Genomic DNA, 25,898 nt, shown 5'->3' on the forward strand with positions numbered 1-25,898 from the left:
GCTTCCACGGGGCGGGAACGCCCCGGCTACCCGGCTACGCGGAACACCCGAAGCAGTGCTGAAGCCCCGTGTGATCGAGATCTCCGCGGTGATACTCCGACAAACAACAGGGGCTGGTGAAATCACCAGCCCCTGAGTCTTTTTGAATTTGGCGGACCTTGTGCGGATCAGATGCCATTCCGACGGCGACGGCGGAAGAACAGCCCCAGGAGGCCGAACAGCACGAGGAGCATGCGGGATGGCTCCGGAACCACGACCAGGATGCCGTAGGTCGAGAACGCCGAGGTGTCCCAAGCGAAGTTCAGACTGGTCAGGTCAGGAAGAACGAAGTCGCCGAACACACCGCCGGAGGTGAATCCGGTCCCGGCATTGAATCCGGACGCCGAAACGGAGCCCCAGTCGAGCAGGTTGAAGACCTGGCCGTAGCTGTAGGTCATGGTGCCGTTCTCGATGACCTTCACCGTGCCATCCAGCGTCATCGCACCTGTGACATTGATGAAGTCATGGTTCGTCGTGGCCGTGGGAGCCACGTTCCAGGTGCTCAGTGCCGTCGATTCCGCGGCGAACAGGGTGCCGGCATCAGCATAGTCGGTGGAGTTATAGACATAGTGTCCATCCACGAAGGTGAGAACATTGCTGTTCGTCGAGGACGAGATCTGCAGTTCGGTGGTGGCTCCGGAGGTCAGGATCAGATCCTTCGTAGCAATGGTCGTGCCGACAGTGAGGCTGCCGTTTTGATTGATGCCGGTCGCAAAACCGTCTCCAGGACGCAGTGTGGCGGTGCCGTTGATGGTGGTGCTTCCCAGCACCGTTCCCGTGCCGCCGAGGATGGCGGAGTTGTTCACGTTCACCGCTCCCGTGCCGGTGGTGGCACCAGTGCTGGCATTGTCACCCACTTGGAGAGTTCCCTCATCGACCGTGGTGGCACCGGTGTAGGTGCTCGCACCAGCCATCACCCAGGTGGCGGAGCCGTTCTTGGTCACGGAGGTGGCACCGCCGTTGTCGGTCACGGGAGCCGCGAGCGTGTTGCCATCGATGTTGGTGCCGGTGAGGGTCACCGACCGGGCACCCGAGCCGCTCATCGTCACGCTCGTGCTGGTGAACACCATCGCGCTGCCGCTCGCGCCTGACGCATCCAGCGTGGCACCAGCCGTGCCGATGGAGAAGCTGCGATCCGTGGTGCCGTTCGAGGCCCCGGTGCCGATGTAGCTGAGCGTGCCACCATTGATGACCAGATTGGTGGCGGCGCTGGTCGAATCACCAATGCTGCTGGCCTGGCCCCCATTCGCCAGTTTCGTGACCTGGAGTGTGCCGGCGCTGATCGTGGTGGAACCCGAGTAGGTGCTGGTCGCGGCGGTGAAACGCAGCACACCGGCACCCGTTTTGGTCACACTGTCTCCAGCGCTGCCCGCGCCATCATCGATCGTGGCGGTCACATCGACTTCGGCATTGGATCCAATGACCGTGGTGCTGTCGCCAACGTTGAAGGTGCGGTTGACAGCGCCTGGAAGTGCGGTGCCGGCCGCCGTGCCGCCGAGGGAGAGGCTGCCGGAGATGACGGCACCATCGGGATTGTTGGTGGCATCATAGATCACGCCGCCGGCCATGAGAGTGAGCGTGCCCGCACCGGTCTGCACGGTGGAGACGCTGCTCGTGGCCCCAGAGATCGTCAGGGATGCGATGCCATCGTTGAAGCCGTTCAGATTCAAGGAAGCCGTGGCACCGGAAGGATTGAGCGTGACCACCGTGCTGTCCGGCAGGACGTTGTTCGCGGCGGAGGTGATGCCGCCAGCCGTGATGGTGGTGGAACCACTGTAGGTGTTCGGGCCGCCGAGGGTCAGCGTGCCAGTTCCCTGCTTCACGAAGTTGAGCGCGGAACCCACGTTGTTGGTGATGGCACCACCAAAGGCGGTGTTGCTCGCGTCGCCGACCGTCAACGTCACGGTGCCCGTGGTGAGGGAACTGGTGATCAAGCCGCCGGTCGTGCTGCTGTTTCCAGCCAGGGAGGCGACGGTCGTATTGACGCCGTTGAGGTCGAGCGTGCCACCGCTGCTGACAGTGAGAGCGGAAGCAGCCGGGATGCCCACCGTGGTGCCGGTGGCGATCTTGAGCAGGCCGCCGCTGACGGTGGTGGCGCCAGCATAGGTGTTGCTCAGGCCCGTGCTGCCGATCACCAGAGTGCCGTTTCCAGCCTTGCTGATGCCGCCATTGCTGACCACACCACCCAAAGTCGCCGTGACCTGCGGGCTGGTCACGGTGATGGTGCGGACGGCGCCACCGAGGTCCACCGTGCCGTTCAAGGTGATGTTGTGGGTGGTGGTGGTGCCTCCGAAGGTGAAGTTGCCATTCACCACCACGGCATTGGCCAGCGTGCGGGCAGCCGTTCCGGCAAGAAGAGTGGTGCCGCCGGCGATCGTCAGCGTTCCCGTGCCAAGCGGGCCGCTGGTCACCGTGCCGCCCACCGTGTTCGGGGTGGAGTCGAGGTTCACGATGAGCGAACCAGCGTTGAGTTGCACACCATCCGTGAACGTGCTGGCTCCCGAGAGGACCAGCGAGCTGGTGCCCGCCTTGATGATGCCCGCGGGCGTGCTGCTCATCGTGTTCTGAATCACGCCGCTCATGATGAGGCCCATCGGAGAGCTGCCATTGACGGTGATCGTCTTGCTCTGGCCGTTCAGCTCCAGAATCGAGGCGATGGTCGGCGTGGAGGCATAGTTGTCATTCGTGGCGGTGATGGCGCCGTTGATGAGGATGGTGCCACCCGTGACAGTCGGTGTGGCGGTGCCGCCGAAGTTGTTGAACGTGAGGGACTGGAACGTGTTCTGGGTCAGCAGAGTCAGAACGCCGCCTCCATTGATGGTGATGTTGCTGGTGGATGCGATCGTGCCATTCATGGCGCTGACCTGCGTGGCATTGGCGTTGTTGAGGATCAGATTCCCCGGCACCTGGATGCCACCGAGCTGTGTCGCGGTGCTGCCGATGTTGAGCGTGCCCTGATTGACCACCGTGTCACCCGTGTAGGTGTTGGAGAAGTAGGGCAGCGGCGAGGAGAAGCTCACTGCCGAGCCGTTGGTGATCGCGGCGATGGTGGCGGTCGAGAGGGTGACCACGTTGCCACTGATCGAAGCGATCGTGGTATTGTTGGCGATTCCCGGGGCGGTCACGGGCATTCCGACGGCGAGACCGGACGCGCTGGCGACCGTGATCGTTGTGGCACCGCTGGCGGCAGCCGCGCCGAGCGTCGTGGCGACGTTGGCGTTGTAGTTCGCGATCGGCGCTCCGAAGATCAGGTTGTTCGCACCATGGGTGGCCGTCGCATTGACCGCGGCTCCGGTGGTGGCGTTGACCAGGGTGATCGTGGTGCCGCTGATGGTGCCGACCACCGTGTTCTGCGGGATGCCGACGCCCTGCACATACATGCCCGCCGCGATGCCGGCAGCCTCGGCGGTCGTGGCCATCGTGATGGAGCTGCTGCCACTGGTGATGGAGGCGATCGCCGTGCGACCGATCGCAGGCGTCACACCGTAGTAGGCGTTGGCAGCGCCCGTGGCGCTCGCATTCTGAGAAAGAGTGATGGTGTTGCCATCGACGATGCCTGCGACCGTCGTTCCCGAAGGAATGCCCGGGCCCTGGACCGGCTGACCGACGAACATGCCGAGGCTGGAGAGCACCTTCACGGTCGCGCTGCCGCTCGTGGTCGAACTGATCACCGAGCGCTCCACCGGAGCCGTGAACGAGGCAGCGGTGACCGCGCCAGTGGTGACGGACGACAGGGTGATCGTCGCTCCGATGCCGCTGCCGGAAACGGCGGTGACATAGGTGTTGGCAGGGACGCCGGTGCCGGTGACCAACTGGCCGACCACCAGACCTGTGGCCGTGTTGAGCGTCAGTGTGTTGCTGCCGCTGGTGTTGGTGACCGAGACGTTGGTCTGGGTGGCGATCGGCGCAAAGAGCAGCGTGGCGGAGCCGTTGGCGGTGGCATTGGCCGAAAGCGTGACCGTGGTGCCGGAAACGCTCAGCACCGTGGTGTTGGCGGCCAGCGTGCCGGTGCTGCCGACCGCGGTGGTCACCACCATGCCAGGATAGACATTCGTGCCGGCAGGAACCGTCACCGTCGCGGAACCGCTGGTCAGCGTCTGATTGGCGAACACCTGCGTCGTCGGTGCCGTGAAGGTCTGGTCAGCGTTCGTGCCAGTGCCGGTGCCGACATTCTGGCTGATGGTGAAGGTCGTGCCGCTGTTGATCTGCGTGACAATGGAGGACGCCGGGATGCCCATGACCGTGGCTGCGAAGCCCATGCCCACCACCATGCCGGGAACGCCGGCGGCACCGGTGCTGTTCGCGCCAGCAGATGTGATCAGAGGATTGGCGGAGGTGGTGGAATCGAACTCGATGCGAGGTTCCGCGCGCAAGGTCACGGTGGCCCCGCCAGACTTCACAAAGTTCACCGCACCGCCGCCGTTGTTCTCAAGACGGCTCAGAAGGAGGGTGCCACCGTTGTTGGCGAACATGTACATCGTCGAATTCGCCGCCGTGCCGGCCGTCATGCGTCCATTGAGGAAGTTGACGCCGACGCCGTTGTTGTTGGTCAAAATGCCGCCCGTGGCGATGGTGACCAGTTGATCCATCGAGCGCATGGTCAGTCCGTTCGCCGTCGTCGCGGTGTTGGTCGTGTTGCGGAAGGCCCACGAGTTGATCGTGCGGCTGGTGATGTCCGACACGCTCCCTGTCGTGCTGATGTTGTCGGCTGCGACACCGGCGGTGATCGCGTTGGCGGAATAAGCTCCGAACGGCGTCTGTCCATTGTTGCTGAAGCCCAGGTTGCCCACGCCGAAGGCACCGGTGATCGGATCCACGGTCGAGCGGTAGCTGGCCCAATCCGCGCCGTTCACCACTGCCCAGCCACCAATGATGCTGTTGGTCAGTGTCGGTGCCGAAGTGATGACGATCTGAGGATTGGCCGCCTGGTTGAGCATGGCGGTGTTGGATGCGTTCACCAAGGTGCTCACCGGACCGCCAAGATTGCCGCCGTTCGTCGTGAAGTTGATGGTGGATTGAACTGCGTTGCCACGGGTCAGGCTGGGGATGGTCAGCACCGAGCTGGAGCCGGAGGCTGAGCCCGTGCCGAAGATCTGGTTGAGGATGACGTTGGCACCACCGTTGATCGTCACCGCGCCGAGCGTCTGGGTGTCGTTGATGTCAGCCGCCAGGAAGGCCAGCGTGCCGCCCGTGAGGCTGATGGCATTCGAACCGACGCGGGAGGTGCTGACAATGCCCAGACCGGTGTTGTCCAGGGTCAACTGGCCGAACGGCACGTTGATGGTGCCCGTGACCGCCAGCGTGGCGCTGTCGCGGAGGACAAGCGAGCCACCACGGATGGTCAGATTGCCGGTGCCGAGGTTGTTGCTGGCGCTGACGAGTGTCAGGCTGTTGGAGCCCTGCTTCTCGAAGTTGATGTTTCCGCCGGAGATCACACCGGAGAAATTGATGGCGGTGTTGTCCTGAACGACCAGCAGGGTCGCGGTCGAGGCATTGCTGTTGGTCACCGTGCCAGCGCCATTGGCATAGGTGTTCAGCGTGTTCTGCGTCAGCCTCCGAACGGCCTGGGAGTTGCCATTCAGGTCAAAGGTGCCGCCATTGACATTGAGATCGGCGACCGTGGCGACCGTTGCAGTCGGAACGACCAGGAGCGGGTTCAGTCCCAGGCCCGCGCCGAGCTTGAAGGTGCCGTTGTTCACGGAACTCGCTCCTGTGTTGTAGCTGCGTGCATTGAGCGTGGCCGTGCCGTCCTCGGACTTCACGATGCCGCCAGTGCCCAGGATCGTGCTGCCCACGGTGAAGGTGGTGGAGCCACCGATCACATGGAAATGCACCGGATTGGCCGCGCTGGTGATCGAACCGCCGGCGATGCCGGTGTTGCCAGCATTCGCGATGATGCCGCCGCTGCTGATCGTGAGCGTGTTCAGGGCGCCGTTCAGGCCATGGAGCTGGCCGTTCGGGCTGTTGGTGGCCGTGAGGCTGCCGCCACCGAAGTAGGAGAAGCCGCCGCCGCTGTTGAGCGTGAGGCTCTGGATGGTGGTGGCCTGCTGGATGATGTTGGCAACGGCGCTGACGAAGTTGGCGGTGCTGGTGGCGCCAAATGTGATGCGCTGGGTCTGGGCACCGCCGGTGGTGGCCGCGCTGAGGGTGACCGTGTTGCCGGAGATGCTGCTGATCAGGCTGTTGGCGGCGATTCCAGTGCCGCTGACGGCCATGCCGACGAACAGACCCGAAGCGTCAGCCACCTGGAGGGTGGTGGAGTTGTTCATCGCCCCGAGAAGGACCACACCGGTCCCTGTCGTGGAGGAAAGCAGGCTGCGGTATTCAGCAGCGGTCAGCAGACGGTAGCCGTTGGCGTCGTGCGTCACAAAGCCACCCGTCGCATTGCTGGAATCAATGCCCAGGATGTCCGGACGGATGCCGTTGGTGACGGAATTGGCCACGGCCGGGTTGGTGCCCACCAGCGTCGGCGTGGAGGCGATCACATTGACGCGATTCGCCCCAGCAGCGCCGCCGCCGAGCGTGCCACTGCCCGCATTGAGGATGAGGGAGCCGTGGTTGGCCGAACTCTGAGCCGTCATGGTGCCCAGGCTGATGCGGGTCTGGTTGCCCGTGTTCTGGGTCAGGTTCCACAGGCTCTGGCCGGCCACGTTGGTGACGGTGTTGAGCGTCTCCACGATGGCCGCCGAACTGCTGCCCTGGTAGTTGAGGACACCGCCACGATTGTTCAGCACACGGTCCGCGCTGCCGCTCTGGATCGAGCGGTTGCCGCCGAGACGGTCGGCAAGCGCATTGGCACCATTCAGGGTCAGGACACCGCCTTCACCGAGGTTGGTGGTGACGAAGCCGAGCTTCCCGGTGGCCTGGTCGAGCACGACGGCGTCTCCCAGGATGGTGAGAGTGCTGAGCAGGTTGCCCGAGCTGTCACCAGTCAGCGTCCAGTCGCCGGAACCGATCTTGGTCACACTGAGCAAACCGGTCGTGTATTCACTGGTGAACGTGCCCGCGAACGTTCCTGCGGAGCTGTTGCCGGTGACGAGCGTGCTGCTCGCCTGGGGATTGAAGTTCTTGATCACGGAATTGCTCACCCCGCTGATGGTACCGATGGCGGTGTTGTTATTACCGCGCATGTCCAGGATCGTTCCTGCGTTGGCGAGATTGATCGTCGTGTTGGCATAATTGGACGCGCCGCCGCCTGTGTTGGTTCCCAGCACCAAGGCTCCAGCGTTGATGTTCACCGCCAGGATCTGGTTGCTGTAACCGCCGAGCTGCAGGACGCCCGGTCCTTCCTTGTTGATCGTACCAGTGCTGGTGATGTTTGAATTGATGGCCAGGCCGATCTGCTCATTCGACTGACCGGCCGTGCCCTGCACAGCGGTGAGTCCGCCCGCCACCTGCGCCACCGTGATCGTGGCGGTGGAAGGCAGGCTGAGGCGGCCATTGAGGGTCGGAATGACCCGGACGTCATCCAGAGAGGTGGCGCTGATCGTGTCCGCCGTGTTCGTCAGGGTGAGTGTGCCGCTGCCGGTGAGCACCGCCGCGCCGCCGCTGATGCCGCCCTGCGAATTGAAAACCAGCTTCGAAACCGTCTCATTGAAGCCATTGAGATCCCAGGCCGTGCCGCCACGGACAGTCACCACCGCTGTGTCGGCGATCTGCTGGCTGCCGAGGTTGCGCACCGTGGAATTGGCCACCGTGCCGGTGTCAACACCGGACGCATCACCGCCCGTGAGAGTAAGATTGCCCGTGATGGAATTGCCGGAGCCGGTCTGGTTGTCCAGCAGCAGGATCACGCCATTGGAGAAGGCATTGCCGCTGTAGGTGTTCGCATTTGTCAGGCGGATCGCGGCACCACCGACCGTGCCGCCGGAGGTGAAGACCGGATTCGTGGTGCCGGTGATATCCGCGTTGACCGTCAGTGTGTTCGCTCCGTTGTGGATGAAGAACTCGCTGGCGTCGGAGGTGATTTTACCACGCACCGCCGTGGAACCGATGGTCCTGGCGGCATTGTCTGAGCCGGAAAGCAGGCCGCCTGCGGCGAGCGTCAAAGTATCGCCCGCAGCAGCGAAGTTCACCGTGGAAGCGGCTCCATTGAGAGTCAGCGTGTTGATGGTCAGACCGCCGGAGGGAACGACCTGTGTTCCATTGAACCGAACGTTGCTCGTGGAAGTGGCGGCGGCCAGGGTGGTCGTCTGCTCGAGCAGATTCAGGCCGCGAATGCCTCCAACGGCTTCATAAGTGGCAAACTCCAGATTTCCACCGGCCGTGGTGCCATTCGTCGTGTTGACGAGCGCCCAGGCTCCCAGGATGCCGGCTGTGTTGGTGGTCAATGCGGTGTCCAACGCGTAGAAGAACGGATTCGCGCCGACAACGCCGGAACCGGAGACAAAAGTGATCGTCGAGTTGGCTGTGCGGGTGAAAGCACCTCCGAGAACGACTGTGGCCTGGCCGACACCGGTGTTGCCGGGGTTGGCGCGGATGATGGAACTGCCGCCAACGAGCGACAGATCGCCAAGCGTCACCGATGCGACAGTGCCGGAACGGCTGATGAACTCAAACGCTCCTCCATCGAGTTCGAATGCCACATCGTCGGAGATACGATTGCCCATGCCCTGGATGCCTGAGTCATCCCAGCGCAGGAGGGAGTTGCGGATGCTGATTGTGTCACCTGCCGCCATGCCGGAGAGCCGTCCTTGATCGACCAAAGCTGTGATGCTTCCCATCAGTGTCAGGTTGCCCGTGAACTGATTGTTGTCGCGCATGGTGAGCTGGGTGCCGCCGGTCTTGATGAAGTTCAGCGCACCATTGATCTGGCCGGTCCAGTCACGGGCAGCGTTCACCGTGGTGATGAAGGTGGCCAGGCTGCCGCTGTTGTTGATGATGCCGCCGCTGCCCACGGTGCTGTTGCGGGAGAGCAGGTCGCCGAAGATCTGTGAGTTGCCGTTGAGTTCGAGGACGCCACCAGCCGTGATCACCAGAGCGTCATCATTGTCGCCCGTGGTAGTCGCGTTGATGGTGGAGGTGCCAAAACGGTAGAACAGCGCGTTGTTCGGTGCTGCATCTGCGATCTCCAAGGTGCCCAGGTTGATCGAGGTGGTACCGGTGTAGTGGTTGCCGCTGGTTGAAGCGAGAACCAGCTTGCCATTGCCAGCCTTGGCAAGACCGCCGGTGGTCGGAGCCACGCGGCCGCCCAGAGGGACGTCCAGCGTCAGCGTGGTGGCGGAATCATAGGTGTGAATGCTCCATGGTGTGGTGGCAGTCGTGGTAGTGAGAGTGCCTGTGCCGGTGATGGACGAACTGGTCTTCGCAAGGATGCCGCCGGATTCAATCTGGAGGTTGCGGAAGGCATTCACGGTGAACGGCCCGGTGCTCTCAAAAGTGAGCGAGTTGATGCTGTTGCTGGTGATGCCAGTGACGGCAGCGCCCGAGTTCAGGGCACCGGTCACGCGGACGTTGTCATTGTCGCCGAAAGTGGTCGCCATCTCCGTGGTCGGATTCAGCGGGCGCAGCCCGTTTGAACCGGCGTCATATGTCAGGAACTGGGTAGTGGTGGACGTTCCCGTGCTCGTGGAGGAAATGTCGCCCACGGCCCAGGGGAGCACACGCATTTCGATGCCGCTTGTGTCCGCCTGCCCCAGGATCGTCTGGAAGTTCGTCGGCGCGGTCAGCGTGGCGAGGATGATGTTTGTGTTCGTCGCACCGGTGCCCTGCCCGAGCGCGTCACCACGGACAAACGCCGTGGCGAGGTTCGCGCGTGCGAAGGTGCCCGTTCCCTGGGTGGTGATGCGCAGATTGGCTCCGTTGTTGTCGAGTGTGATGAGATTGTGGCCGGTGTTGAAGCCGATCTGCACGTCGGTGGCCAGTGTTTCGTTCACGGCGGTGCTGGCGTTGCCCATCAGTTCCAGATGCCCGCCATTGAAGGTGAGCGTGCGGCCGCCCAGGCGGACGCTGCTGGCAGTTCCGCTATTATCGAGCGTCAGGCGTGTGTCAGGCAGGAGCAGGCCGCCCGAAGCGGTGAAGGTGCTGTTGTTCAAGGTGATGGTGCCCGCGTCACCCAAGGTGCCGGCGCCGCTGGCGATGATGCGGCCCAGATTGATCGTGGTGGCGTCGTAGGTGTTCGCAGCCGTCAGGGTGATGGTGTTGTTGCCGACCTTGGTGAGCGTCTGATTGCCGCTGATCACGCCGCTGAAGGTGATTCCCCCGCCCTGCGTGACACCGCTGAGAGCATTGACATAATTGCTGCCAATGCTGGTGGCAGCGCCGAGGGCAACGGTGCCCGTCCATGTGGCTGCCGTCGTTGAGGTGTTGATCACCGCTCCCTGTGAACTGACGGTGCCGTTTCCAGTCAGGGTGCCAGAGCCGCCGTAGCCAGTGCCAGAGACGGTCAGGCCCTCACCGGTGATGGTCTGGCCATTCAGGTCGAGAACTGCGCCGCTGACAATCGTGGTGGCCGTCGCGGTGGCGCCAAGCGCACCTGCGTCGCCAAGCTGCAAGGTGCCGAGGGCGACAGAAACCGGCCCCGCAAGCGTCGCGGCATTGTTCGCACCCAGAATCATCGTGTTCGTGCCCGTCTTGGTCAGGGTCGAGCCTGCGGCGGATGTGATCGTGCCGCTCAGCGTCATGTCGCCATAACCGCCGATGGAGGTGCTGCTTCCCAGCGTCAGCGCTCCGGAAAGTGTGACGGCGGCAGCGTTGCTGTTCCACAGGGCGCCATTGAAGTTCGTGGCCAACGCGGCATGTCCCGCGCCGTTGAGCGTCAGCGCCTTGCTGATCGAGAATCCGTTCACGTCCAGCATGCCGGAGGAAGCAGCGGCGAGGTTGGTGATGGCGCCGCCTGCCGTGGCGTTCTGGGAGATGGTGATCTGCGACGCACTGTCCACGCTGACGATGTAAGCACCTGCGGGAATGTTCGTGCCGGTGACCGCCATGCCCTGCTGGAGGGTGGTAGTGGAGGTGATGCCGGTGATCACCGCCGAACCAGCGACTGTGGTGCCATTCTGGGCGGCCACCGCGGCATTGCTGACAGTGACGACACCTGAAGGCAGCGCACCCTCGTGATTCAGCATCACGGTGCCGCCCTGGATGGCCAGATCACCCGTGAAGGTGCCCGCTGTGGCATTGTCAGCGCCAAGGATGAGGGTTCCCTGGCCGGTCTTGATCAGAGCACCGCTCGCACCGACGCCTGTGATCAGGCCCGTGCCGCTCTGGGTGATGGCACCGATGAGATTAAGCGTGCCGGCGCCGGAAGTCGCCATGTTCGTGGTGGCGAGGATGACTCCCGTGCCAATCGTGGTGGGAGCGGCCGAGCCGAACCAGCCGGTGCCAAAGCTGCCGTTGCTGCCGTTGACGATGTTGAGCACGGAGCTGTTGCCCAGCGTGAAGGTCTTGGAAGGATCGATGACCGCACCGAACTGCGTGCCAAAGGTGTCGATCGTCGCCGTCGTGCTGGCCGCGAGCGAGTAATCGTTGTTGATGATGGCCGCGCCGTTGAAGCCGTTCGATGCCGTCGGAGCCGCCGTGGTGTAATACAGCTTCGCCGATGAAACCGTCTGCACGGCGTTGCTGGTGTCGGGACCGGAGTAAAGCAGGCGGAAACCACCGCCGGACGCCGCATTGGCAGCCTTGTACACGATGGAGTGGTAGCCAGCGGACAGGGTCGTGGTGACGGCCGTCGCATCGGTGAAGCCGTGGCCGAAGGTGTCACTGGAGATGGCATTGCCGTCGATGTAGAGCGTCATGCCATCGTCCGAGCCGGAGCGGAAGGTGTACTGCCCGGCCGTGGTGACTTCCAGGAAGCCGGAGTAGGCGGCGGTGCCGTTGACGAAGGTGCCCGACGTGCTCACAGGACGGTTGGACATGCCGCCATCGGCGATCAGATTCGCGACAAAGCCGGAAGCGGAGAAGCCGATGCCTGCGGACTGTGTGGAGACAACTGCCGCCGGAGCGGTTCCCAGCACGGAGAAGGAGCCGTTCAATCCACCGCTGGAGTAGCCAAAGCTGAGCATGTTGGCCTCGGTCAGCACCGCCGTCTGCACACCCAGCGGATAGCTGCCGTTCAGGACGATTGGATTCGTGGCGAGAGGGGTCGTCGTCCCGATGGACACGAGGTCAGGGAACACCAGGCTGCCCTGGCCGACATTGATGGGCTTGTCACCCGAGTAATTGAACACCACTGCCGTCGAACCGGCAGCCACGTTGATCTGCGGCACGGCACCGCCGGCAGCGTCACCACTGACGTTCAGGAGGCGCAGGACGTAGCCGTTGGCGCTGCTGACGTTGAGGATCTGGCCGCCATTGATCGTGATGTCCGCCACTTCGACGGTGTTGAAGGAGTTCGCGCCGTTGTTGCCGACAAAGAGGTTCGCTGTGGCCAGCGATCCGTTGATCACGATGTTGTTGGCGTATTGAATCAGGCCGTTGCTGCCCGTGCCGCTGTTGGTCAGGGCCAGAAGGCCGCCGTCATTGATCGTGGCCACCGTTCCGGTGAAAACAGGAGCCGTGCTGCTGCCGTTGAGGCCGGCGAGAGCCAGCGTTCCCGCATTGACGATGACACCGCCGGTGAAGGTGTTGTTGTTGCCCAGGATCAGGGTGCCCAGACCTTCCTTGGTGATGCTGTAGCCGTTGCCAGCGTCATGCAGGAGCATGTTGAGGGACAGCGTGGCTTGCGGTGCCTCCACGTTCACAGTGGTATTGCCGGTCAGCACGGAGGTGACGTTGTTGCCGTTCAGAGCCAGGCTGTTCAGGCCCTTGTAGGTGATGGTGGAGCCTGCGAGCGTGACTTCATTCTGCAGCGTGAAGGCACCCGTGGAGGCCAGATACGTGCCTGCGGCACCGATGGTCAGCGCACCCGTTCCCACAGGGCCGTTCGTCAGCCCGGTGACCAGGCCGGTGACGGCGTCCCGCGTGCCGGTGCTGCTCGCACCGATCGCGAGCCCGCCAGCCTGCACATTGACGCCACCGCCAAACAGGCTGGCGCCGGAGAGCTGCAGCAGGCCGTTGCCAGCCTTGATCAGGCCGGTGGTGCCCACGTCAACCGAGCTGCTGATCGGTGCGCTGATGTTCAGCGTGGGGGTGACATTGGCCACGGTGGTGTTTCCGTTCACCGTGACAGGATTGATCGTGAGAGTGCGGGTCGTGCCATTCAGATCCACAGCCACGCCACCCGTGCCTGCGCCTGAGATGGTGGAAACAGTACCCACGTTGCTGGAACTAGCGGTGATGTTGCCATTCAGGGTAAGGATGCCGGTGCCCGTGGTGATCTGCGGGGCAGTGCTGCCGCCGTTGTTGTCGAAGAGCAGTCCAGAAACCGTCTGGCTGAAGTTGTTCAAGCTCAGAGTGGCATACTGGCCGCGGAGCACTGGCGTGATGCCAAAGTGAATCTGGTTGCTGGCTTGCAGGCGGACGGTGCCGCCGTTGATGATGAGAGAGTCAGCGACATTGGCCGCGAGCGGGATGGCAGAGTTCCCGGTGCTGCCGTCCGCACCGACGACCGCGAGATCCACGAAACCGTTGCTGGCTCCATTCGTGGAGTTCACGACAGTGCCTCCCGTGTAGCTGTTCTGTCCATTGGTGATGCGGATAGTGCCCGTGTTGTAGCCTGTGAGAAGCACGCGCAACGCGTCAGCCCCATTGTCCACGATGCGCGAATTGAAAGTGAGAGGGTTTGCCGTGGCTGCCGTGACCACGACGTGAAGATCATCCGCGACACTGTCCGACGTCCCGCCCGCAGTGAGCCTGCCGTTGTCCACCGAGGCACCGAAATCCACGTTGAAGTTGCCCGTCTTGATGATCTGACCAGCGGTGAGATTCATCGTGTCGGTATTGGCGGCGAAAGTCAGGGTCTGCGTCACGCCGGAGTTCAACACCAGGGCGTTGAGGTTCAGTCCTCCAGCAGGCAGCGCCGGGATGGCCGTTCCCACCTTGTAGTTGCCCGTGGGATTGCTCGCGGTCGGGAGCACGGTGCCGTCATAGCCCTGATAGCCAGGCTGGTTGAGCGGGGCAAGGCCTCCTGCGGCATTGCCGGAAGTGGGAGCCACATAGCTCACCAGATCCGCGCCGCCATTGTTGATCCACGGAATGATCCCGTTGATCATCAAGCTGGTCCCATTGGCGATGATCAAGCGGCTGGCGCTGCCCATCTGTCCGGTGGGATTGTTGATCAAAAGCATGCCGCCATCGGAGGTGTGCGTGAGATTGCCAATCGTCAGCACCGTGGATCGAATCGAGCCATTCGCGCCATTGGTCACCTGGATGTTGCCGCCACCGGCACCGATCGTGACATCGCCCAGGGTCTCGGTCACATTTGCCATGTCGCGTCCGTTCAGGATGAGCACGCCATAGGATTGCAGGGTGATGTCGGCCGCGTCATTCACCCGGTCGGACATTTCCATCGTGCCGGAGTTGGTGATGGTCAGCCCGCCGCCACTGAGGATGATTTCATCAGTGCCGGAAATCTTCCCCTCATCGGTCAATGTGAGGGTCGCCCCGTTGATGAGTGTGGTGCCGGTGTAGGTGTTGTCACTGCGCCAGGTCGTGCTGCTGCCACCGGATTTGTTGAAATACAAGCTACCCTGGATGCTGCCGCCCCAGTCGCCTGTCGCATTGTGGGAGGCGATGAAAAGGTTGCTGCCGGTGACGATCCCGCCAGCTCCGGCGAATGCGGTGGCGTTCGGAGAACGCAGTTCGCCGGTCATCTGGGCATTGGCGCCGAGATTGAGCGTCGCTCCCGGTCCAACGGCCAGCAACTGGCCGTTCGTGCCGCCCTGCACACCCTGCCAGAGGGTGTTTTCCCCGCCCGCCAGCGTCACGGTGCCGCCCAGAATGGTGAAATAGTTCGCGCCCGTGGTGAAGAACTGTTTTGTGTTAAAAGTCAGATTACCGCCGAGGCCCTTCGTGACGTTGCTGGAGTTCCACATCGCAGCGTTCACAGTCAGATCAGCGCCGGTGTCCACCAGCAGGCCGCCTTCCACCGAGGTGTAGGTGATGGCCGTGGCGGCTGTCGGCACCGTGATCGATCCAAGGAAGATGGCCGGAGCGGAGTTGGTGGCGACAAGGGCCGCGCTCCCGATGGTCTGGCCTGTGCCGGTGGCGAGGATGTTTCCAGAGGTGAGGGCAAGCTGGGTGCCGCCGGACGTGGCGAAGACGACATCGGTGCCGTTGCCGGTGATCTTGAGGGCGTTGATGTTGCGCAGGTTGAGACCCGGATTGCTCAGGGCGCTGGTGTCGCCAGAGACGAGGTAAGTCGGAAGGGCGCTGTAAACGCCGGAGACGTTGGAGGCATTGAGGCCGTAGGCGGTGCCGCCATTGACGTTGGTGAATGTCAGATCCGTGCCCGCACCAGTGCCATCGGAGGCCGTGTAACCGGAGAAGGCCGTGATCGCCGGTGTGGAGCCGCCATAGGTGGCGAAGTTCGTGCCGCTGGCATCCTTGACCACAGCGCGCTGGATGATGCCGGTGGTGGCCGGGGTCAGCGTCGGCGCGGTGGTGAACACGATGCGGTTCGTGGAGGAGTTCAGCGTCTGATCGCTGGCGAAGGTGAGCACGGAGCCGCCGTTGACCACGTTGGAGGCCAGACTCGCAAACGTCAGTGTCGCGTTGGCCGTGCCTGTATTGTTCAGCGTGATGGTGTTCGCGCCCCAGGTGGACGTAAGAGCGCCAAACGCCTGCGTGGAGCCCGAGGTTTCGTTGGCCGTGAACGTGAACCGGCCTGTGGCGAGGTTCATGGTTCTTCCCGTGCCGCCAAAGCGGGCCAGCGACGTACCCGTGTCATCGACATTCAGCAGGCCGTTGTTCTGCACGGTGATGTTTCCGCCGGTGGCCGTGAACTGGCCGGCTCCGCTGACATTGAAGCTGCCCTGTGTCACGGCGATTGCCAGACCCGTGGTCTGCGCGGTGGTCCAGTTCAGCGAACCGGTTCCGATCTTGGAGATCGTCACGCCCGCCGTGCCGATGCTGCCATTGATATTGATGACACCTGTGCCCACGGCGTTGAAGGTCGGGCTGTTCGAGAGACCGAGACCGCCGATGTTCAAGGTGGCGCCATTGGCGGCGCCGAAAGTGACCCCGACGCTGGCCGTGTTGGTGATCGCTCCGCTGATGGTGTTGGACCCGCTGGAGGAGAAGACGCCACCGGTGTTGTTGATTCCCGTGGGTGCTCCAGCGCTCGTCGCCGCCATGTTGATGGCATTTGTGAGCGTGATCCCGCCTTCCAGCCAGAGTGCCGCACCCGCGGCCGCAGCACCTGGATTCAAGATGATCTGGCCGGAGCCGAGGTCATTCGCATTATCAACAACGATCAAGCCACCTGCGATGGTCGTCGTGCCCGTGCGCAGAGTATTGTCCGCGTCGATGCGCAAGGTGCCGAGGTCGTTCTTCTGCAACGCGTTGCCTGCGCCACCGGCGAAGGCAGTGGTCAGAGTCAAGGTGGCTCCAGGAACCACATCAATGCCCACGGTGGCTGCGTTGAGATTGAAGGTGCGGGCGGTGGAGAAAGTGCTGGTGGCACGGAAGCCCTGGGTGCCGCTGTTGGCGCTGAGACGGATCACGTTGCTGGCATCCCCTAGTGCCCCGTCACTGCCGGCGGCGATGATGCCACCGGTCACGTCGATGACGGTGCCGTTGCCACCGAAGCTGTTGGTGGCATTTCCCAGCTTCATGGTGCCGTTGCCCGATTTGGTGAGCACCACGGCACCCGCTGTGGTGGATCCCCCAGTGACCTGGCCGCTGATCACCATGGAATCGACCAGATTGGAGACCCTGGCACCCCCGGCGACATTGAAGACCGGCGCTGATCCGGCAACCACGGGTGTCAAGGCCACCGCACCGGTCACATCCAGGCCATATCCGTTGTTGGCGGTCAGAACGACGCCATTGGACACATTGGAAATGCTGGCGGGAGTGATGATCTTGTTCACGGCCTGGTTCCAGAGCGCCGACTGGCCTGCACGGCCGATGATGAGGCTTGGCGGAGAGGTCAAAGTGAGGGCTCCAATCGAAATCACATCATTCTGCACGTCGCCATCGCCATCATGGAGGATGCCGAGGGTGCCGCCGTCGTTCAGCGTGATCGGAATGGCCGACATGCCCATGAGATTGACCGTCAGGCTGCCCAGCCCGGTCTTGGTGATGCTGGTGATGGACGACGCGTTGGTGAACTGGCCCACAAGCGCGGCGGTCAGGTTCGGATTGTCCACCGTGATGCTCAGCGCACCTGTCGGAGTGGTGATGGTGCCATTGAGAGTGGCAGTCACGTTTGTGCCGGTCGTTGTGTTCCGGAAAATCGGTGATCCTTGGAAAACCACCGGGTTGAAGATGGTGCGGGAGGTGTTGTCGAGGAACAACGCATTGCCTGAAGCAAGGGTGAGCGCTCCTGTGCCGAGCGGGCCGCTGGTCAGGCCATTGGCGGAGACCCCGGTGCCGGCGGTCACGCCCGTTGGCACACTGCTGGCACCCAGAACAATGCCGCCGGAGGCACCCGTGGTGGTCACGCCGCCGGTGAAGGTGTTCGCGCCGCTGAGTTGCAGAAGGCCATTGCCGCTCTTGATGATTCCAGCCCCGGTGCCTGCCAGGACCGCGCTGATGTTCAGGGTCGGCTGGTTGATGGTGTAAACCTGCGTGCCGATCTGGATCGGGGCGATGCTGAAGGTGTTCGAGCCGGAGGGCAGATTGATCGTGCCGTCCTGGATGATGGCCGTGTTGGCCGCATTGGCGCTCGTGGCGGTGATGGAGCCGCTGGTGAGGTTCAGCACGCTGGTTCCCGCCGTTCCCAGGTCGAGTGTCGGAGCGCCTTCACCACCGACGTTGTTGATCGTGATGCTGTTCAACGTGTTGGTGTGCGCACCATAGGTGAAGGTGACACGGCCGTTGATGGTGAGATCGGTGGTCGCCGCGACAGCCCCGGCGGCAGTCGTGGAGTTTACTGTGACACCGGTGCCAGTAACACCGCCATTGATGGTCAGACCACCTGCTGGAATAACCACATCGCCTGCCGTGGTCGGGCTGATGTTGACGGTGCCCTGATTGATGACCGTGCCCAGCGAATAGGCATTGGGAGCTGTCAGGGTGAGGGTGCCCGCACCTGATTTGACAAGCTTGGTGGCACCGGAGATGACCGAGTTGATCGTGGTGGTGCCCTGGTTGTTGTAAACCACCAGTTCACCGATGCCGCTGGTCAGAATGCCGCGGATGGCCGTGGTGCCGATGTTGGTGGCGTTGTTGACGTTGGCACGCAGGAGACCGCCCAAGGCCAGATTGAGAGTGTCACCGGCGTCCTGGAAGTTCACATCCACGGTGAAGGCTCCACTGATGCGCAGCAGGTCGGTGGTGGTGATGCCGGAACCCAGCAGCATGGACGAGGCGGAAATCGCATTGATGTCCGTGATCGCACCACTGGCGAAGACGCCGGTCAGCGGCGCCACGTTGCTGCCATTGATCCCTTGAGTGGTGTAGGGAGTGAAGCCCGCCATGCCGATGGCGCCCAGGCCATAGGCGCTGTTGTAGGCGGCAAAGTTGTCACCGCTGTGAATCGCCCATGCGCCAAGGACATCCGTGCTGTTGAGGACCGTCGGAGCAGCCGTGAAGAAGATGCGGGAATTGTTACCCTGCGTGCCCAAACCCGTGCCCCCAGAGGTCAACGTTGAACTCGATGTGAAATTGATGGTGGTGCCGTCCGAGTGGGAGAGGCTGGCAAAAGTGGCCTCCGCAGAAACGAAGGCACCCGCCGTTCCCGTGCCGCCGGTGGCCACGATGACGGTGTTCGCTCCCTGGGCGGAGGTCAACGCCCCGAAAGTCTCCGTGGCATCGGTGTTCACGCGGCCCTGATATTGCAAGATACCGCCACGGAGGTTGATGCCTGCGGCGTCTCTGAGACGGTTGTTGTTCTGGATCACCAGGCTGGCGCTGTTGTCGAGGATGAGGGTGCCGTAATTGACATCCACGCCGGTGATATTGAGCAAAGTGCCGTTGTCACGGAGGCTGGTGGTGCCGCCCAGGATCGTGAGAGCGCCGGTGACTGAGCTGGCATCAGACAGCACCAAAGTGCCGCCGCCGACACGACCCAGGTTCATGGTCCCGGTGATCTGGCCGCCAAAACTGCCACCCCCATTGGTGACAAACAGCGGAGTTCCTGTCGCATTCGTGAGTGTGCCGGCAGTGCCAGGCAGTGCCGAGCCGAAGCTGCCGAACGCGCCCGCATACTGGATGTTTCCATTGAGGTTCAATGTGGCGCCGACATCGATATTCACAGCACCCACGGTGCCGGTGCCTGCCGCAAAGAGGGTGTTCAGACCGCCAACAAGCTTGAGCGTGCCGCCGCTGACAGTGGTGGTCGTGTTATGGAAGGAGACCGTGTTCAGGTTCATCTGACCGGCGCCGGTCTTGTGAATCGTGTTGGTGAAGGAAGCGTTGACATCCAACGTGGTCGTCGGGTCCACCTGGATGAAGCCCTGGTTGGTCTGGATGATCTGCGCAGCGGTGATGGTGTTGTCGCCACCGGTGTTGAGGATGTTCGAGGAAGTCAGCGTCAGAGTTCGGCCTGCCGTGCCAACAGTCAGTCCGTCCCCGTCAATCTTGATCGCGTTCAGCGTGCGGTTGCCAGTGAGGGCGGCGTTGGCGGTCACCTCCAGGGTGTCAGTGCTGAGAGCGGCGTCGAGGTTGTTCGAAACATTGTAGCCTGTGAACACCTGGAGACCGTTGCTGTTCGCAGAGACGCCGTCATGGTTGTAACTGACAAAGTCACCCGCGATCATCACCCGGGGAACGATGCCGCTGGTGGCGGGAGAGATGCCAAGACCGGTGGCAGTGGTGAAGAAGATCTTGTTGTCCACACCCAGGCCGTTAACACCAGAGACATCAAGCTGGGCGGTGCTGCCAGTGAAGGTGACGCCCGAGAAGGTGAGGCTGTTGTTGCCGCTGCCGCTCATGTTGAGGCTGCTGGCACCAGTGACGGTCAGGGCTCCGGCGGTCTCGCTGGTGGTGTTTCCGATGAAGTCCAACGTGCCGCCGGCCATGGCGATGGCACCGGTGTTGAAGAGACGGTCATTGTTGTTGGTCACAGAGTTGTCGAGGCGCAACGCTCCCTCGGCGTTGGTGGCAAAACTGCCGGCCGTCCAGGCGCCGCTGGCTCCCGAGAGCACGATGGTGCCGCGGTTGACGGTGAGAGCACCCGTGGCGTCGTTGGCGTTGGTCAGAGTCACAGTGCCTGTGCCGGACATGGCGAGCCCTTGAGCTCCGGTTCCGGTCGTCACCTTGCCCGTGATATCGGTGTCGCCCGAGCCGGTGAGCGTCAGGGTGGCAGCGGCGCTGTTGGTGACATTGCTGGAGATGGTGAGCCTGGCCCCGCCGGAGAGATTGTTCATCAACAGGCGGCTGGCGCTCATCGTGGTGGTGGCAGCACCGAATTCGATGCTGTTCGTGCCGCTGATCTCCGGCACGTTGTCTCCGATGGTGATCTGGTTGGTGATCTTGCTGGCACCAGTGAGCGCAGTGCTGGCCTGAAGGACGCCGCCATGAAGGGTGAAGTTCGGCGAGCTGAGAGCGTTCACCGCGCCGAGGATGACAGTGCCCTGGCCGAGCAGGTTCGCGGTGCCAGTGTAGCTGCTGGCGGCATTGAGGGTGACGCTGCCGCTGTTGGAAAGGCGGATGTCGAGCGAGGTCGGAGAGGCCGCCGCGCTGTTCTGGATGGCTCCGCCAAAAATCGTGGCCCCCGTTCCCCGGATGCTCAGAGTGCGTGCGGTGGTGTCACTTTGAAGGCTGAGGAAGCCATTGGTGATGTTCAACGTGGCTCCTGCTTCAAGAGTGTTGCTGATCGTCCACGGGTTGCCGGAGACACCACGCAGAGCCTGGGTGCCCAAGGTGATGCTGTACTGGCCGACGAACTGTGCCTGCGTGTTCGCGGCGATCTGGGTGATGTTGTTGATCGTCAATCCGGCGCTGTTGGTGGCGAAGATGCCGGCGTTGGAGATGGTCAGGACGCCAGTGGAGATGGCGCTGCCACTGGAACCCGTCGTGGTGCCTGCGATGCCGAGGAAACCGGAGTTGACGTTGGTGCCGCCGGTGTAGGTGTTCGCGCCGCTGACCACCCAAGTGCCACCATCGGTCTTCTGCAGGGCAAGCAGGCTGGTTCCGTTGTCCGTCAGATTGGCGGATATCTCGTTCCGGTCAGTGTTCCAGCCGCGCAATTCCAGGAAGTAGGTGAACGCCCCGGTGTTGCTGTTGGTGATGTTGGTCAGCACCAGGGGCCCGGAGCCGGAAGCGTCAATTCGATGAGTCTGGCTGGCCGAAAGCGTGGTGGCCAGCGAGATCGGACGCGTGGCGGTCTCCCCGGGGCCCGTGTAAACCAAGGCGTTCAGTGTCGCGTTGGAGTTGAAGATCAGCGTTCCACCGCTGGCCCCGAGGGAACTGGCGGTGGTGCCGGTGGCGTTTCCAATCGAGGAAACGATCAGGCCGCCAGCGGTGATGGTGGTGTTGCCAACATAGGTGTTCGAATTGCCGAGATAGAGCGCTCCGCCGCCAGTTTTTGAAAGGTTGCCGCCTGTCCCACCACCGATGACACCGGAGATGATGGCGAAATCGAGACCGGTGTTGCCATTGTCATCGACCTGGATCGTGCGGGCGGCGGTGCCGAGGTTGATGTTGTTTCTCAGTTCGACATGCGCAAGGGCTGTGGAGGAATTGAGGATCAGAGTGCTGCCGGTGGTGGGCGCGGTGCCGAGGGTGAAGGTGGCCGTGCTGCCGCCGGACTGCAGATCCACAATGAGCGGAGCGGTGCTGGCAGCGAAGCCGAAGGTGCCCGTGGCATTGATGGTGCTGGTGCCTGCGGTGGCGGTGAGGGTACGGTTGAAGGTGCCGCTGGTCTGCACCAAGCCGCCATTCATCGTGATGTGCGAGCCCGTGCTCACGCCGATGCCTTCCACAAACTGGAGCGCACCGCCTGTGATGGAGGTGGTCCCCGTATAGGTGTTCGGCGTGGAGGAATCGGGATTGAGAATCCAGAGGCCGGTCCCTGCCTTGGTCAGGGAGAGCGCCTCGTTCGCGTTTGGATTGTTGATCAGACGGAGACGCATCACGTTGTCGCCGATCGAGCTTCCCTGCAGCGTGATAAGGCGGGTTCCCGAGCCGCTGAAGGCCACGGCGGCTGTGTTGCTGAAAACGAGGGAGGCATTGTTCGCCGCGCCGGCGGCAGTGACGATCTCATTGCCATAGGTGGGGCTGGAATCGATGGTGCCCGCCCCCGCCAGGGTGAAGAGGCGGTTGGTGCTGACCGACTTGGCCCCGATCGTGTCGTAAATGGCCGTGGAGGAACCCACGTAGGTCAGTGTGCCGCCATTGAAGATCAGACTGGCCGCGTTGGTCGCATTGCTGGTGGCGTCACCCTTGCCGATGCCGCTCGCGACACCGATGTCGGCGAGATTGTTCACCTGGAGCACCAGATTGCCTGCTGTGGTCTTCGCCAACGTGGTGCTGCCCGTGTACGTGTTCAGGCCGCTGAAGGCGAACGTCGTGGTCTGCCCGGCGGTATTGTTCGCGGTGGCCAGGCTCACATTGGTGACACCGCCTCCTGAACCATTCTCAATGATGCCGGAGAAGACCCCGGCGACGCCGTTGGTGGTCACGCCGTTGCCAACGCTCAAGGTGGAGACACCTCCAGCCGAGCTGGTCACCAGCCCGGATCCATTGAAAGCGCCCACCGCCGTGCCAGTGGACTGGCCGAAAAGATCAAGGGTGCCCCCCTGGCGGATGACCAGGCCCTGGTTGTTGGCACCCAGTTTTCCACCGCTGCCGATGCGGAGGATGCCTTCATTGATGGTGATGGCTCCCGTCTGGGCATTGCTGCCGCTTGTCAGGATGAGGGTGCCCGCACCGCTCTTCGTAAGGCCGCCGGTGGTGGTGCTGGTGATGGGTGCCTGGATGTCGAGGGACGCCCCGTCAACCACGCGAACCACGAGATCGCCCGAGCCGCCCGAGGTGACACCGGTGCCGCTGAGAACGCCACTGCCGCTGGACTGGATGATGCCGCCCGGCGTGTTGGCCGCCGTCTGGATGGTGAGCAACCCGGTCTGGGTGATGGTGTGGCTGCCAGCGATCTTCAGGGAGGAGACGGTGAGGGCCGCTGAGCTGGTGCCGCCGGAGACAAGGTTATGGCTCGCCGCCGTGAGCGCGGCACCAGCAGTGACGAAGCCGGCGTCTGGAGTGCCGGCCGGAGCATACACAGGTGCACGGAGCGTGGTGCCAGCGCCCGAATAAGCGAAATCGCTGCCGCCATAGTAGAGGCCCGCGTTCACGAAACCGGACGTGCCGGTGATGTTCACCGTTCCAGTCGTCAACACATTGGCGACGGCTCCCGCCGTGCGGGTGCCGAAGGAACCGAAGGTGAGCGCTGCCGAACCTCCGGATCCAGGCCGCACATCGATCACTCCACTGCCGGCAGTGAGGGTGAGCGCACCAACGGCTTCCGTGCTCGCGTTCGCCCCGTCACCGAAATACTGGAAGGTGCCGCCTGCCACCTGGTTGCCACGCAGGGCGTCCACATTGAACTGGATGGCTCCAGTGGCATCGAGGACATTGCGTGAAGATCCCGAGAACGTGTCCTGGACCCGCAGGGTGCCGCCTGTGACAATCGTGTTCCCAGTGTAGGTGTTGGCACCGGACAGCACCCAAAGGCCATTGCCGGACTTCTGCACGGTGGTGGCGGCCGTGTTGTTCGGAATCACTGCGGAAATGGTGTTCGCGTCCTGGTTTTCACCACCCAGGTAGAAGTTCTTGGCCGCCGTATTGCCAACGGTGAGGTTCGGGACCACGAGAGCGGAGGTGGCCGTGCCAGCCTGGTTCGCCAACAGGATGCTGACCGCGTTGTTCAGATTGAGAGTCTTGTTGGTCCAAGTCTCGCCCGCGCCGGTGGTGGTGTCCCCGATGAAGCTCAGACCACCACCGCCAAAGACGACCTGGCCGGAGCCGGATGCCTCATTGAGCACCTTGAGTGTGCGGATCACCAACATGCCATCGTTCACATTGGTGGCTCCTGTGTAGTTGGATGACGTGCCCGAGGCTCCTTGCAGCATGGTCAGCGTGCCGGAACCCGCCTTGGTGAAAATATGCGCGCCAGCACCATTGCTGTTGATGCGTCCGTCGATTGTCATGTTCCCGGTGGCCGTGGCCGTGAACGTGCGGGCCGTGCCGTCGCCGATCTGCACGACGCCAAGGAAGTTGAACAGGCCGTTCGAGTTGTTCGTCAGCGCGACGTTGTTGTTGCCGTTCCCGCCGACGCTGGTGGTCGAATTCGTGCCGATGGTAATGCCGTAGCCATTGCGACCGTTCAGGGTGAAGGTGCGGCTGACGCCATTGAAGGCAAACGCACCGAAGGTAATGTTTTGGTTGAGCTGGGTGCCGTCGAAGCTGCCGATGGCGTGGTCGGCAAGAAAGGTCAGATTGCCGTCCATCGTGGTGCCTTTGGCGCTGAAGCCGCCCGTGTCGGCCGGGGCCACACGCAACTCCAGCGTGCCGCCGTTACCGCGAATGGCGCTTGCCGTGGTTCGGAACCCCAACGCAGATGCAGTCGCGACACGCACGGTGCCGGAGTCAATGCGCACCTCGTTGTCAAAGGTGTTGTTGGCGTTCTGCAGCCACAACGTGCTGGCGTGGAGGTTTCCGGTCTTGTAAAATCCGTTGGTGGCCGCCGCACCGAGCTGGGTCACGGGTGCCTCGAAAATGAAACTGCCGTTGCCGTAAAAGATGTTCGACTGCCCGCCGCCCAGAGTGACCTGCCCGGTGAAAGTCTGGATGCCGGTGGAACTGATGACACGGTTCTCCGCCACGGCGCCCAGCAGAACATTGCCGGAGAAGGTGTTGAAACCGTTGACGACCAGCGCCGCTCCGACGTTTTGAGAGCCGCGCCCCCCGATGCTGAGGTTGCGATCAAAGGTCGTGGTGGCGAGCTGACCAGGACTGTAATAGAGCGTGCCCCCGCCAAACTGCAGGCTGCTGATGCCTGTGACGGCCACCGTGCTCGTCCCCGTGCCGAGTTGCCCCATGTTGGAGATGAACACCGTGCCGTTCTGCACCGCCATGGGACCGGTGTAGCTGTTCGAGTTGTTCGTGAGCGCGAGGTTCCCGGTGCCTGTTTTGATGAAGCCCTCCGCGCCGGCGAGGATGGCGCTGATGGTTGCCTTGTTCCCGGGCCCGTTGACCTCGATGACCGGAGAAAGATCACTGGTGGTGGCGAGCGTCAGTGTCTCGGTGCCCGTCGGCGTGATGGTGTAGCCTCCGCGATTGAACCGCAGTCCTCCAGCAATGATGCCCTCTCCCAAGGTCACCATGCCTGCGTTGCCGGTGAAAACCGCCAGGTTGTTCAACGAGTTGTTCCATGCCGTGAGCGGATTCGTGCCATCCCACCAGTTGCTGGTCGAAGTGTCCCACGTGCCAGCGCCGCCCAGATTGAGCCCGCTGGTCGAATTTCCAGTGTCAGAAGCATCAGTGTCCCAGTAAAACGTGGCTCCGCGTGTTTGGACGGCCCAGAGGGGGAACAGAAGCATCAGAAGAGATGCGACCGGGCGTCCGGCGCGACGGCGCAGACAATTGAGCAAGGGGCTGGATTGATTCATCGGTTGGCTGGCTGGCTGAGGCTGGTGGGAGACACGACTGACAGCGCCGGAATGCAGTGGCGGGAGCTGCAAAAAAGACGGCTGGTCAATCGCTCTCCATTTGAGCTAAAACCTTGATTTAGAGCCATTGGACGAACTCTTGCAGTTGGGTAAGCAGGCCCGGTTTCGGCCGATAAAATGATCCTTTGTGACTGATAAAGACTTTATTTATCACCCATGCCACCAGCATGCCTCTCTCCCCCTTGACCAGGCCCCCGAGACCAC

General features: G+C 62.7%; 1 protein-coding gene. It reads right to left on the minus strand.

Features of this window, described 5'->3' with window-relative positions:
- Window positions 1-167: 167 nt before the first annotated feature.
- Window positions 168-25,565, minus strand: a complete 25,398-nt coding sequence (locus IAE77_RS14390; RefSeq protein ID WP_294227633.1) for an autotransporter-associated beta strand repeat-containing protein — start codon at window positions 25,563-25,565, stop codon at window positions 168-170.
- Between the last annotated feature and the right edge of the window lie 333 nt (window positions 25,566-25,898).

This window comes from Prosthecobacter sp. (assembly GCF_014879935.1).
GTDB lineage: Bacteria > Verrucomicrobiota > Verrucomicrobiia > Verrucomicrobiales > Verrucomicrobiaceae > Prosthecobacter.

What these genes read in the sequence shown, in the direction of transcription:
- IAE77_RS14390 (WP_294227633.1), bottom strand. Translation starts at nt 25,565, where the DNA reads ATGCTTCTGTTCCCCCTCTGGGCCGTCCAAACACGCGGAGCCACGTTT.